This is a genomic window from Streptococcus sp. ELY_137 (genome assembly GCF_058314515.1).
Window position 1 is genome coordinate 65,397 of record NZ_JBZFUL010000001.1, and the last position, 12,901, is coordinate 78,297.

General features: G+C 41.6%; 14 protein-coding genes. 10 read left to right on the forward strand and 4 right to left on the reverse strand.

The window, feature by feature from the left end; translation table 11 throughout:
• Positions 1–24: 24 nt before the first annotated feature.
• The 6 genes from recG (at position 25) to AC4HAO_RS00315 (ending at position 5,245) form a co-directional block, all read left to right on the forward strand.
• Positions 25–2,040: an ATP-dependent DNA helicase RecG gene (recG, locus tag AC4HAO_RS00290; RefSeq protein ID WP_491134211.1), complete on the forward strand. Its 2,016-nt coding sequence runs from the start codon at positions 25–27 to the stop codon at positions 2,038–2,040.
• A gap of 420 nt (positions 2,041–2,460) precedes the next feature.
• The gene (locus AC4HAO_RS00295; RefSeq protein WP_491093367.1) at positions 2,461–2,853 is read left to right on the forward strand and encodes a DUF5684 domain-containing protein; all 393 of its coding nucleotides are present in this window, start codon (positions 2,461–2,463) and stop codon (positions 2,851–2,853) included.
• 16 nt (positions 2,854–2,869) lie between these two features.
• On the forward strand, positions 2,870–3,382 hold the full coding sequence (locus AC4HAO_RS00300; protein WP_491093368.1) for a DUF2975 domain-containing protein: 513 nt from the start codon (positions 2,870–2,872) through the stop codon (positions 3,380–3,382).
• A 12-nt stretch (positions 3,383–3,394) separates the two neighbouring features.
• On the forward strand, positions 3,395–3,604 hold the full coding sequence (locus AC4HAO_RS00305) for a helix-turn-helix domain-containing protein (protein ID WP_491093369.1): 210 nt from the start codon (positions 3,395–3,397) through the stop codon (positions 3,602–3,604).
• 498 nt (positions 3,605–4,102) lie between these two features.
• A complete protein-coding gene (locus AC4HAO_RS00310) occupies positions 4,103–5,017 on the forward strand; it encodes an aldo/keto reductase (protein WP_491093370.1) in 915 nt (304 codons plus the stop codon).
• Between the two features lie 72 nt (positions 5,018–5,089).
• Entirely contained in the window at positions 5,090–5,245 is a 156-nt protein-coding gene (locus AC4HAO_RS00315; protein ID WP_491134212.1) for a hypothetical protein, read from the forward strand.
• Positions 5,246–5,329: 84 nt separating this feature from the next.
• Here the strand turns inward: AC4HAO_RS00315 and AC4HAO_RS00320 are convergent, their stop codons facing one another.
• Together AC4HAO_RS00320 and AC4HAO_RS00325 are read right to left on the reverse strand one after the other, a co-directional pair.
• The gene (locus tag AC4HAO_RS00320) at positions 5,330–5,473 is read right to left on the reverse strand and encodes a hypothetical protein (protein ID WP_491093372.1); all 144 of its coding nucleotides are present in this window, start codon (positions 5,471–5,473) and stop codon (positions 5,330–5,332) included.
• Between the two features lie 9 nt (positions 5,474–5,482).
• Positions 5,483–6,448, reverse strand: coding sequence for an asparaginase (locus AC4HAO_RS00325; protein ID WP_491134213.1), 966 nt, complete (start codon positions 6,446–6,448; stop codon positions 5,483–5,485).
• Between the two features lie 72 nt (positions 6,449–6,520).
• Between AC4HAO_RS00325 and AC4HAO_RS00330 the strand changes: the two genes are divergently transcribed.
• Complete coding sequence (locus AC4HAO_RS00330) at positions 6,521–7,924, forward strand: Cof-type HAD-IIB family hydrolase (RefSeq protein ID WP_491134214.1); 1,404 nt, start codon at positions 6,521–6,523, stop codon at positions 7,922–7,924.
• A gap of 173 nt (positions 7,925–8,097) precedes the next feature.
• On the opposite strand, the gene AC4HAO_RS00335 is transcribed toward AC4HAO_RS00330, so the two are convergent.
• Positions 8,098–8,547 carry a universal stress protein gene (locus AC4HAO_RS00335; RefSeq protein WP_447451975.1) on the reverse strand — a complete coding sequence of 150 codons (450 nt, stop codon included), beginning with the start codon at positions 8,545–8,547 and terminating at the stop codon, positions 8,098–8,100.
• A gap of 296 nt (positions 8,548–8,843) precedes the next feature.
• On the opposite strand from AC4HAO_RS00335, the gene AC4HAO_RS00340 reads away from it, so the two are divergent.
• From AC4HAO_RS00340 to AC4HAO_RS00350, 3 genes are all read left to right on the forward strand, one after another.
• Positions 8,844–10,058 (forward strand): pyridoxal phosphate-dependent aminotransferase, encoded by a 1,215-nt coding sequence (locus tag AC4HAO_RS00340; protein WP_491134215.1) that lies wholly within the window; start codon positions 8,844–8,846, stop codon positions 10,056–10,058.
• A 237-nt stretch (positions 10,059–10,295) separates the two neighbouring features.
• The gene (codY, locus tag AC4HAO_RS00345) at positions 10,296–11,078 is read left to right on the forward strand and encodes a GTP-sensing pleiotropic transcriptional regulator CodY (RefSeq protein ID WP_447451919.1); all 783 of its coding nucleotides are present in this window, start codon (positions 10,296–10,298) and stop codon (positions 11,076–11,078) included.
• A gap of 84 nt (positions 11,079–11,162) precedes the next feature.
• On the forward strand, positions 11,163–11,714 hold the full coding sequence (locus tag AC4HAO_RS00350) for a cysteine hydrolase family protein (RefSeq protein WP_004225258.1): 552 nt from the start codon (positions 11,163–11,165) through the stop codon (positions 11,712–11,714).
• 557 nt (positions 11,715–12,271) lie between these two features.
• On the opposite strand, the gene AC4HAO_RS00355 is transcribed toward AC4HAO_RS00350, so the two are convergent.
• Entirely contained in the window at positions 12,272–12,820 is a 549-nt protein-coding gene (locus AC4HAO_RS00355) for a TetR/AcrR family transcriptional regulator (protein WP_491134216.1), read from the reverse strand.
• Between the last annotated feature and the right edge of the window lie 81 nt (positions 12,821–12,901).

The window sequence follows — 12,901 nt, forward strand, 5'->3', positions numbered from 1 at the left end:
GGTTCTTTTTGTTATAATAGGGATATGTTATTAAGTGAACCAATTGCAGCACTTAAGGGGTTTGGACCGAAGTCTGCAGAAAAATTTACAAAATTGGGTCTTTATACTATCGGTGATTTATTACTTTACTATCCTTTTCGCTATGAAGACTTTAAAAGCAAGTCTGTTTTTGAACTGGTAGACGGTGAAAAGGCGGTTATTACAGGGACAGTTGTGTCACCTGCTAATGTCCAATATTATGGTTTTAAGCGCAACCGTCTCTCTTTTAAGATTAAGCAGGGAGAAGTTGTTATTGCGATTAGTTTTTTCAACCAGCCTTATCTAGCAGACAAGATTATCTTGGGGCAAGAGGTAGCTGTTTTTGGCAAATGGGATGCGCTTAAGTCCTCTGTAACAGGTATGAAAGTTTTGGCACAGGTCGAAGATGATATGCAGCCCGTTTATCATCTAGCTCAAGGTGTTTCACAAACGGCTCTTATCAAGGCGATTAAGGCAGCTTTTGATAGTGGTGCTCTGACAGCCTTGCCAGAAAATTTACCAAGTATTTTGTTAGATAAATATCGACTTTTGGATCGTCAAAGTGCAGTGCGTGCCATGCATTTTCCCAAGGACTTAGCAGAGTATAAGCAGGCCTTGCGCCGAATTAAGTTTGAGGAGCTATTTTATTTCCAACTCAATTTGCAGATGTTAAAGTCGGAAAATAAGTCGGAAAGCAACGGTTTAGCTATTGCCTACGATGGCGAGAAGGTGGAAAAGCAGCTTGCCAGCTTGCCTTTTGCCTTGACAGAAGCGCAAAAGCGTAGTCTGTCGGAGATTTTGCAGGATATGCGCTCGGGTGCCCACATGAATCGGCTCTTGCAGGGGGATGTCGGTTCAGGAAAGACAGTCATTGCCAGTCTAGCCATGTATGCTGCTTATACAGCTGGTTTGCAGTCAGCACTCATGGTTCCTACGGAAATTTTGGCTCAGCAGCATTTTGAAAGCCTAGTCACCCTTTTTCCCAGTCTAAATATTGCCTTGTTGACCTCAGGAATGAAACCAGCTGTAAAAAAAGCAGCTCTAACTGCAGTTGCCGATGGATCGGTTGATATGGTTGTTGGAACACATGCTTTGATTCAAGATAGTGTCACCTACCACAGATTGGGTCTGGTTATTACGGATGAGCAGCACCGTTTTGGTGTAAATCAACGCCGAATCTTCCGTGAGAAAGGGGATAATCCCGACGTTCTTATGATGACGGCGACTCCTATCCCTAGAACTCTAGCTATTACGGCTTTTGGTGAAATGGATGTGTCGGTTATCGACCAAATGCCAGAAGGACGTAAACCTATCATTACTCGCTGGGTCAAACATGAGCAGCTAGACACCGTTTTAAATTGGCTTAAGGGTGAATTGAATCAGGCAGCTCAGGCTTACGTTATTTCACCTTTAGTTGAAGAATCTGAGAGTATGGATTTGAAAAATGCAGTGGAACTGCACCAAGAATTAATAGACTTTTTCGATGATGATCTTAAAATTGCTCTTGTACACGGACGTATGAGGAATGACGAAAAAGAAGCAATTATGCAAGATTTTAAAGATGGACATTCTCAGATTTTGGTTTCAACGACAGTTATTGAGGTGGGCGTTAATGTCCCCAATGCTACAGTTATGATTATTATGGATGCTGATCGCTTTGGACTCAGTCAACTTCATCAGTTACGTGGACGTGTCGGTCGTGGACACAAGCAATCTTATTGTATATTGGTTGCTAATCCTAAAAATGATGTCGGTAAGCGCCGCATGTCGGCTATGTGTGAGACGACTGATGGTTTTGTTCTGGCTGAGGAAGACCTTAAGATGCGAGGTTCCGGGGAAATTTTTGGCACACGTCAATCTGGAATTCCTGAATTTCAGGTTGCCGATATTGTTGAGGATTATAATATCCTAGAAGAGGCGCGCAAAGTCGCCAGTCAGATTGTTCAAGATACTCATTGGCAGGAAGACCCACGTTGGCAGATCTTATTGCCCCATTTGAAAGAGACAGGGAACTTTGACTGATAGCAATTAATTTTAGCTACCAACACCGGATGAATTCACTTTCTAAAGTCCGGTCTGTGCCTTGGCGCTAATAGGTACAAGAAGAGGCTGGCGAAACTCGTCCAGTCTTCTTATTTTAAAATGAATTCTTACTCCTGCACAGTTCATTAGCTGCTGAACCACTGCTGGCTGATTTTCGTTTTGCCACATGAGGTCTGAGGAGAGATCATTTCAGGTTTCCATCTTAAAATTAGGACGTGGAGAGAGCCAAAATTTTCAATTTTTAGGTTGATCCCACTTCCTTTTTTTATTCTCAACAAAAAAATATCAAAAAACGATAAAAATTATTGACAAACAGCTTTCTGTGTTGTAATATAAAAATATCGAAATACGATAATTATATTCCGAAAAAGAGAAATATTAGTCATAAGGAGAATCAACATGGAAACCATTTATACGAATCAAGATCTTATTGCTTTAGCTGGCTATGCCATCGCGCTTGGCATTGGCCTAGCCTTTATCTTGATGGAAGTCATTGTCAATGCTGTTCTCTTTCAGAGAGCAGGAGAATCTTGGTGGAAGGCGATCATCCCCTTTTATAATAGCTTTACCAAGCATAAAATCAGCTTTGGCGAAGAAAATAAGTGGTTCTGGTTCCTCCTCATTTTTGGGATATATGACCTCTACACGAATTTTTCTTATGTAAGAAGCTATGGCAAGAGCTTAGGTTTCTGCGTCTTTGCTGTGATTCTGCGGCCGATTGCTAGCCTCGTCATGCTTATACAAGGAGATCGCTACCAAGGTCCACGCCCGCATGTTTTGAGAAGTCTGTAGTTAAAGGAGAAAGATTATGACTAAACAAACTAAATTTATTAAAGCTATTTATTATTTTGTAAACTTGATGTTGGGATTTAACTACTTTGCCTTTGGTTTTCTGATTTTGACTGGTGTGATTGCTGTAGTAGTGCCGCCAGTTAGAGACTATGTCGGTGCGGCATTAGCAAGAGAAAATTTTCATACCTCTTTCTTAAGCATTAGCCTAGCCGCGATCGCTGTCCTCTTTAACTTTGTCTTAATCGTATTGGTTCTTAGGGGGATTAAGCAATTTTTGAGAAACCTTCTTAATGATCATATTTTTACTGAGCAAAATGTTACATTAGCCCGTCGTACGAGTCTCTACTTATTTTTGATGTCCTTTTATACAGGGGATTCAGGTATTATCAATTTCAGTATCAATGCTCACTATAATGATATTTCAATGTTTGACTTTAGTTATATCTTAGCTGCGCTTTTGGTCTGGGTGATTTCTGTTGTACTTGAAAGAGCTGTTGTTATCGCCAAAGAAAATGAATTTACGATATAGGAGGTCAGTCCATTGATTATTGTTAATTTAGATGTCGAGCTGGCCAGAAAAAAGATGAAATCGGGGGACTTGGCTGAGCGTATCGGCATTACACCTGCCAATCTCTCTATCCTTAAGACGGGGAAAGCCAAGGCTATCCGCTTTTCGACCCTAGAAGCCATTTGCCGAGAATTAGACTGTCAACCGGGAGATATCCTAGAGTATCGTCCAGATGATGAATAATTAAGAGGTTGAGACAAAAGGTCTCAGCCTTATTTATTTGGTCCATTTTATTTGCTAGGCGCAGAGGTTGGTTGGATATTCTTATCTTGGGGCGCTTTCCTATTTTTAGGCGCCCCCTTAAATAGTCCACTGGACTGTTTAACTCCCCCCAAGTGATAGCTCCAACAGTTTGGGGAACCGTTGGAGGTTATCTAATGTGATGAACTTGCTGTTCATCTCATTTCCAACCTCAAAAGGTCTAGTAGACCTTTTTAATTGAGAAATAAAGCCTGTAAAGCAAGTGTCAAAATGCTCCAGTGGAGTTTGGATAGCCTGCCACCTAAAAACAGGAAAGTGGCAGAGGACTGAGCCTTAAAATAAGAGAGCGAGGAAAATCAAAATCGTGATTTTATCACGATTTACTGATTGAGTCCCACTCTCTTTTACAGCAGAGATTTGAAATCGCTTACATATTTGTATATACTACATACTAGTAATCTTATAGTGAGGTAGGAACTAATGAAGCAGATAATCGGACAAACTGGTCTTGAAGGCTCTCGAATTGCTCTTGGCTGTATGCGAATGGCCGGGCTGGAAACTGCGGAAGCCGAGCATGTAATTGCCATGGCTTTTGAGAGCGGTATTAATTTTTTTGACCATGCGGATATCTACGGTGGCGGTCAATCAGAAGAGCGTTTTCGTGAGGCTCTAGCCAATCTAAATATCAAGCGGGAAGACATTATTTTACAGTCTAAGTGCGGGATTCGAAAAGGCTATTTTGATTTTTCGAAAGAGCATCTTTTAGCTTCTGTTGATGGGATTCTAAAGCGCTTGGGTACGGATTATTTAGATATTTTGGTGCTTCATCGGCCTGATGCTTTGGTTGAGCCAGAAGAGGTAGCAGAAGCTTTTGATCGTCTGCGCGAATCTGGCAAGGTTAAACATTTTGGTGTTAGCAATCACAATCGCTATCAGATGGAGCTCCTGCAGGCCTATCTCAAGGAGCCCTTGGCAGTCAATCAAATGCAGCTTTCTCCAGCACATACTCCTATGATTGATGCGGGACTCAATGTTAATATGGCCAACTCTGCTAGTATCGACCGTGATAATGGCACCATTGAATACTGCCGTCTTAATAAGGTCACCCTGCAAGCCTGGTCCCCTTTTCAGATTGATCTTGGTCGAGGATTGTTTATGGGGAATGCTGATTATAAAGAGCTGACGCAAACGATTGAGGCTTATGCCAGACAGTATCAGGTCTCCACAGAAGCGATTATCGTGGCTTGGATCCTGCGTCATCCTGCTAAGGTCCAAACGATTGTTGGTTCTATGAATCCTAAGCGTTTAGTGCGAATCACTCAGGCTGAAGAATTTCAGCTCACACGCTCCGAATGGTATGAAATTTATAGAAGTGCGGGTAATAGCTTGCCTTAAGAGTAATAGCAAAACACTTCTGTTGAAATCTAGTAAACTAGAAGCAGAAGTGTTTTTGTTATAGTAGAAAAAGTGTACTCGTTAGAAACTAAATTAGCCTGTATCGAGATGAAGAAAGCAGGCAAGTCCAATAAGGCTATCATGGAGACTTTGGGAATTAAGAATGATAGTCAAATCTACACTTGGATGGGATGGTACGAGGACAAAGCACTGCACCGTCTTCATTAGTCTGTAGGGAAACAATATATTTAAGGGTAAAGGGCTGGAAACCGTTTGCTATAGAAAAAATCTGGAATCCGAGTAATCCAGATTTTATTTTGACTTTTTGGCCCAGCAAATGAAGGCTGTCGATGCTAGGATTGCTCCATAAAATAATAAGTGGGTTTTAGAGAGTTCTAGTTGGTAATCAAATTTAGTATCCTTTGACTTATCGTACGATGAGATGGTCAATTTCATAATTTCCTCCTATCCTTCAATATAATCTTTTAAAGCTTGCCCAGACAGACCGACGTTGAGGGCGATGAGCAATTTGAGCCGAGCTTTAGGAGCGTTGAGTTCTTTAACAAACATAACGCCAGACTCAGCCAGCTTGACTCCACCACCTTCATAAGCGTAAACGGGTTCAGCAATTCCGTTGAAACAGCGGGAAACAAGGACAACCGGAATGCCGTTGGCCATTAAGCTTTCTAGCTCATGGGCGGCTTCTGGGGGCAGATTGCCTGCCCCCAGTGCTTCGATAACTACCCCGTTAATTTTTTGAGGATCTAGCAAGCTGATAATACCGTCGCCCACTCCCATACCGGCATAGGCCTTGATAATAGGAACGGTACCTGTAATACTGTCTAAGTCAAAACGTACACGTGGTCCAGCTGTTTTGAAAAAGAGAATATCGTGCTTCATGATAATACCAAGCGGTCCGTGGGTAGGTGTATTAAATGTGGCAAGGTTGGTTGTGTGCGTTTTGGTTACATATTTAGCAGCGTGAATCTCATCATTCATGACAACCAGTACGCCTTTATCCGCTGCTTTGTCATGACTGGCTACACGAATAGCGGATAGGTAGTTATAAATACCATCGCTTCCTAATTCGTTGGATGAGCGCATAGCTCCAGTCAAAACGACAGGAAGGGCAGGAAGAGCCATGGTATCCAAGAAATAAGCTGTTTCTTCTAAAGTATCTGTTCCGTGTGTAATCACGACACCATCAAACTGGTTAGCGCATTCTCTGACTTTGTGATAGATAGCCAACATGTGGTAAGGAGTCATGTGAGGACTGGGGATATTTAAAAAATCGATAATGGTTAGATCCAGATTAGCTAAATCAAGACCAACATGGTTCATGGGATTATCGTCACTGGGATTGATTTGGCCAGTGTCATCAGCCTGCATGGAAATGGTACCGCCTGTATGGATAACAAGGATTTTTTTCATCTGTCTGAATTTTCTTTCCAAAATTGTGTTATAATTTATTCTAACATAAATCATATGAAAGGAGCCTGTGGTTTGGCGATTCGGGCGGTTTTTTTCGACATAGACGGTACACTCTTGAACGATCGTAAAAATGTGTCACGTTCGACACAAAAGGCAATTTCAGAGCTTAAAAATCAAGGGATTTTAGTCGGTGTGGCTACGGGTCGAGGACCTGCTTTTGTCGGTCCTTTTATGGAGAATCTTGGTCTGGATTTTGCGGTTACCTACAATGGTCAATACATTTTCACTCGTGATAAGATTATCTACCAAAATCAACTGCCTAAATCTACCGTCTACCGCCTGATCAAATATGCTCAAGAACGCCGTCGGGAGGTTTCTTTGGGGACCTCTCTGGGACTTTTGGGCTCCAATATTATCAATATGGGAACCAGCCGTTTCGGTCAGGTTGTTAGTCGTCTAGTTCCTAAGAAGCTGACTAAGCTAGTTGAGCGCAGCTTCAAGAATATTATTCGTCGAATCAAACCGCAGAATTTGGAGGCCCTCAAAACGATTATGAGGGAACCTGTTTATCAGGTTGTTATGGTTGCAACAGAAGGGGAAACGACAAAAATCCAAGAGCGATTTCCCCATATTAAAATTACCCGCTCCAGTCCTTATTCAGCCGATTTAATTTCTCAAGGACAGTCTAAGATCGAGGGGATTAAACGTTTAGGGCTGCAGCTGGGTTTTGATTTATCAGAGGTTATGACCTTTGGTGATTCGGAGAATGATATTGAGATGCTAGTGGGCTCTGGTATCGGTATTGCTATGGGAAATGCGACGGAGGCTGTGAAGCAGGTCGCTTATTATATCACGGATTCTAATAATCAAGATGGTATTGCCAAGGCCTTATCCCACTATGGTCTTATTCATTTAGATAGTGAAAATGACTTTCTGTCTTCTGATGAGAATTTCAATAAGGTACGTGATTTTCATCGGCTTATGGATGGAGAAGTCAACAATACTCCCCGTGTTTATGAGCTGACTGAAGCAGGTCACCGCGCTGATTTTAAACTAGAAGAAATTGTCGAATTTGTCTATGCTGCCAGTCATAATCAGGAGGAATTTGAACAGGCAATTTCTAAACTTCATCAAGCGATTGATAAAGCGGCAAACAAGGTGCAAGCTAAGGATCATCCTGAAAGCCCTCTGATTGGGCAAGTTGATGCTTTAGTAGATCTGCTGTATCTGACTTATGGTTCTTTCGTCCTTATGGGAGTGGATCCGAATGCTATTTTTGATATTGTCCACGGTGCTAATATGGGAAAGACTTTTCCAGATGGTAAAGCACATTTTGATCCTGTGACGCACAAGGTCTTGAAGCCCTCTGATTGGGAAGAACGCTTTGCACCTGAACCTGCTATTAAACAAGAAATTGATCGGCAACTGCAAAAAGCTCTCAATCGCCAGAACAACCGTGAATCTAGGGGAGACTGAGATTTCCATTATTAAGGAGTTAGAAAAGCTTTCCCCATTTTTATTTTAATTCTGGTCAAACTGTGAACCAAAATTCAACTCAGTATCCATGCAAAAATTCGGCATTCAAAAACACTCCTAAGTAAGATAGCTTATCAAACCTAAGGAGTGTTATTTGCTTTTTGAGTAATGGACTAAAGTGTTTTTTGTTCATCACGGACAACTAGGATATCAACCTTAGCATGGCGCATGATATACTCTGAAGACGAACCGATCAGTAAGCGTTCAAAGCTATTTAGTCCTGTTGCTCCCAGAAGAATCAAGTCCGCTTTTTCTTGTTCAGGGATATCAACGGCTAACAGGCGTTTAGGATTCCCGAATTCGACGACCTTGCGAACATCTTTTACTCCAGCTTCTTTGGCAGTTTGGGTGTAGCTATCTAGCAATGTATCCGCCTCTTTTTCAAGGTTTTCATAAGTGAAGGTATCAACGGCTGCGACATTTTGAATGGCGCGTGTGTCAATAACGTGTGCTAGAATTAATTCAGCTCCGTTTCGTTTGGCAACAGCTATACCTTTTTTGAAGGCTAATTCAGCCTGCTTAGAACCATCAACGGCAACGAGGATATGTTTATATGCTTGAATCATAAGTTTGACCTCCAGTGTTCTTACTTCTGCGCCCTTATTATACTCTTTTTTCATACTTTATGAAAGCGATTACTGGAATTTTCCGAAATTTTTTATATACCTTACCTAATCTTCTCCCGAAGCTAAAAAGATTAAGGTATTACAATCAGTATAAAAACCTAGATGTGGAAGCTAAGAGAAGTAGGGGGTAGACAGCATTGGCCTTTTTGTTCTGGTAGGAGTTAAGGTTTTTACCGTATTTATTTCAATTTTTTGACAATTTAAGCTATAATAGAGCAACAGAGGTTACAAGTATGAAACAGTATGATAAGTCGGTCAAGTTAGAACATGTGGCCTACGATATTCGTGGACCCGTCTTAGATGAGGCTAATCGCATGATAGCCAATGGCGAAAAAATTCTTAGGCTCAATACAGGAAATCCAGCAGCTTTTGGTTTTACTGCTCCTGACGAAGTCATTCAGGATCTGATTGCCAATGTTCGTAACAGTGAGGGTTATTCTGATTCCAAGGGGATTTTTTCAGCTCGTAAGGCTATCATGCAGTACTGCCAGACTAAGGGATTCCCATCAGTTACCATTGATGATATTTACATCGGCAATGGGGTGTCGGAACTTATCTCTATGTCTCTACAAGCGCTTCTTGATGAAGGAGATGAGGTGCTAGTACCTATGCCTGATTACCCTCTGTGGACTGCTTGTGTCAGTTTGGCAGGTGGGAAAGCCGTCCATTATATATGTGATGAGCAGGCTAGCTGGTATCCTGATATTAATGACATCAAATCAAAAATTAGCTCTAACACAAAGGCCATCGTCGTTATCAATCCAAATAATCCGACGGGAGCTCTCTATCCCAAGGATATCTTAGAAGAACTTGTTGATATTGCGCGGCAAAACGATTTGATCATTTTTGCGGATGAAATATACGACCGTTTAGTTATGGATGGGGCTCGGCACACGGCCATCGCCAGTCTGGCGCCGGATGTGTTCTGTGTGTCCATGAATGGCCTTTCCAAATCCCACCGTATCTGTGGTTTTCGTGTTGGTTGGATGGTGCTGTCAGGCCCCAAGGAGCCTGTTAAGGGGTATATTGAAGGCCTCAATATGCTGGCTAATATGAGACTTTGCTCTAATGTCTTGGCTCAGCATGTCGTTCAGACCTCTTTGGGAGGTTACCAATCAGGTGATGAACTGCTGATACCAGGTGGTCGTATTTACGAGCAGCGAGAGTTTATTACTAAAGCTATTAACGATATTCCTGGGCTGTCAGCGGTCAAACCCCAAGCAGGTCTCTATATTTTTCCTAAAATTGACCAAAGTATGTACCGGATTGATGATGATGAAGAATTTGTTCTGCAATTGTTGAAACAAGAGAAGGTTATGCTGGTTCCTGGTAAAGGCTTTAACTGGAATAAACCCGATCATTTCCGAATTGTCTATTTACCAAGAGTTGAAGAATTGTCAGAGGTACAAGAAAAAATTACCCGTGTTTTAGCGCAGTACAAACGTTAGTGACTTTGAAAAGTGGAGTTGGATCCAAGATCTGGCTCTATTTTTTAGGTATTAGAAGGGAGATTTTTAGCATCAATGAGGGATTTTATAGATAGAATCCGAACATTATAGGAGAAGCAGATTGAAATTGCTTATAATTTTGGAATAATAAGCAATATTCTGATAATTGTTTGCAATTTACTAGGGCCTCTGATATAATGGGGGAAATGAACGAATAAAAGAAGGAAAAATGATGCTATGAGCTTATTAGAAAAAACTAGGAAAATCACTTCCATTTTGCAACGCTCAGTTGATAGTTTGCAGGAGGATCTGCCTTACAATATTATGGCCATGCAGTTAGCAGATATTATTGACTGTAACGCCTGTATTGTTGATGGTGGCGGAACCCTTTTAGGGTACGCCATTAAGTATAAGACTAATACAGACCGTGTTGAAGAAATCTTTGATGCTAAACAGTTTCCAGATGATTACCTGCGTGGGATTAGTCGAGTTTATGACACGGAAGCTAATATTCCAGTTAGCAGTGAGTTAACAATCTTTCCAGTTGAATCAAGGGATATTTATCCTAATGGACTGACAACGCTAGCGCCGATTTACGGTGGAGGCATGCGTCTAGGTTCTTTGATTATCTGGCGGAATGACAATGAGTTTACTGAGGATGATTTGGTCCTAGTTGAAATCGCGGCAACCGTTGTTGGGATTCAATTGCTCAATCTGCAAACAGAGAATCTAGAGGAAACCATTCGTAAGCAGACAGCGGTGAATATGGCGATTAATACGCTATCTTATTCGGAGATGAAGGCTGTCGCGGCTATTCTCAATGAACTAGGTGGTGTTGAGGGCCGCTTGACTGCTTCGGTTATTGCCGATCGTATCGGGATTACTCGTTCGGTTATTGTCAATGCTTTACGGAAATTGGAAAGTGCTGGAATTATTGAAAGCCGTTCCTTGGGGATGAAGGGAACATATCTTAAAGTTATCAACGAAGGTATCTTTGACAAAATTAAAGAATTTGAATAAGCTAAAGGGGCTGGGGCAAAGGTGTCCCGCTCCCTTTTTATATAACGAGATAGCTAAACTGGGATTTAGAAAGTAGGAGTGAAAATGACTAAAGCGCTGATTTCGATTGATTATACCTATGATTTTGTGGCGGATGATGGCAAACTGACAGCAGGTCAGCCTGCTCAGGCCATTGAAACAGCCATTGCTGCTAAAACCCAGACAGCCTATGAAGCTGGTGATTATATTTTCTTTGCCATTGATGGCCATGATGAAGGAGATACTTTTCATCCCGAAACCAAACTCTTTCCACCCCACAATATCAAGGGGACTAGCGGACGCAACCTCTATGGTCAGCTGGCTGATGTTTATGAAGCTATCAAGGATGACAGTCGGGTTTTCTGGCTGGATAAGCGCCACTATTCAGCCTTTGCGGGAACGGATTTGGATATTCGGCTGCGGGAAAGGCGGGTGACAACTTTAGTCTTAACTGGTGTTCTCACCGATATCTGCGTCCTTCATACAGCTATTGATGCTTATAATCTGGGTTATGATATTGAGATTCCTGCTTCCTGCGTGGCAAGCCTGACTCAAGAAAATCATCAATTTGCCCTTGATCATTTCAAGAATGTCTTAGGGGCGACTGTTACAGAATGAAAATCGAATCGCTATTTAAGCGATGACTAGGGGCGCAATTTTCAGTAAGCTTTACCCTACTGAGTGCTATAATTTTAGACTTTGGGCAATACTTCCCTTCTTTAGTAAACACAAAAATAACCAACTGGATTTCAGCCGGAAAAATTCCTGATGTCTAGTTGGTCGTTTGAGTATGTGTCTGACTTAACTTAATGACATTGGCTGCAAGGGATTAGAATAGGGTTAATCGCTGAGGCAGGAAATGGGGCTAGGGGATTTTTGAGCAGAATAGTGAATACTATGAGAAAGAGCAATAGGAGTAGTAAGGAAAGTTTGTTGCTTACCCTTATCACAGATTCTCTATCTTCCCGCACATTTATAGTCAGTACAGGACTGGTAAATCCTAAGACATCTTTGACATAGACAGTGTGTTCGCCAGCCGATACAGAGCATTCCCTTGGCTTAATGACTGTCAGCCGGCCAAGATTTTTGTTGTCAAGTATGAGAAAGAGTGGGCTTTCGGTCGTTGAAAAGACTGATATTTCGATGGATAGATAGCCTTGCCATAATGTTACCTATTATTTTTGATAAAATCCTCGGACAACTAGAATCATATCTGCAATGTCTTGGGGGGCTTCTTGAGCACCTGTTAGCATCCAATGGGCATAAATACTCTCAATGCTGGCAACATAAGTTGTCAGCCTATAATCTTTGGGCAGGGGTAGATCTGGGTTGACCACATCATAAAAGAGGGAGGAGTCGCTTTCAACCAGCTCAGTGATAAACTGGCGTGTTTTCTGAGAAAAATTTACCGGTGCTATGTCAATGATGAGTTTAATAAATTCTTGCTGGCTTTGCAGGTAATTGAGGCTGTGAATGAGTTTTTCTTCTATATTGGCAGGATCATCATGCAATTCTTTTCGGAGGTGGTCAGTTATCTCATGCATAAGCTTTTCAATCAAGTCATATTTATCTTGATAATGAAGGTAAAAAGTGCTGCGGTTGATGTGGGCTTTCTCAGTGATTTGACGGATAGTAATATCTCCAAATGCTTTCTTTTCTAGCAGCAGCTCGGTAATAGCTGCTTTTATTTTGGCCTTACTTTGTGTGTGACGTTTTTGAGTCATAGGATATCCTCTCTTTAAATAGACAAAGGTCTATATAATGCTGCTTGTTTTTCACTTTAGTCTATTATATACTAAAGGAAA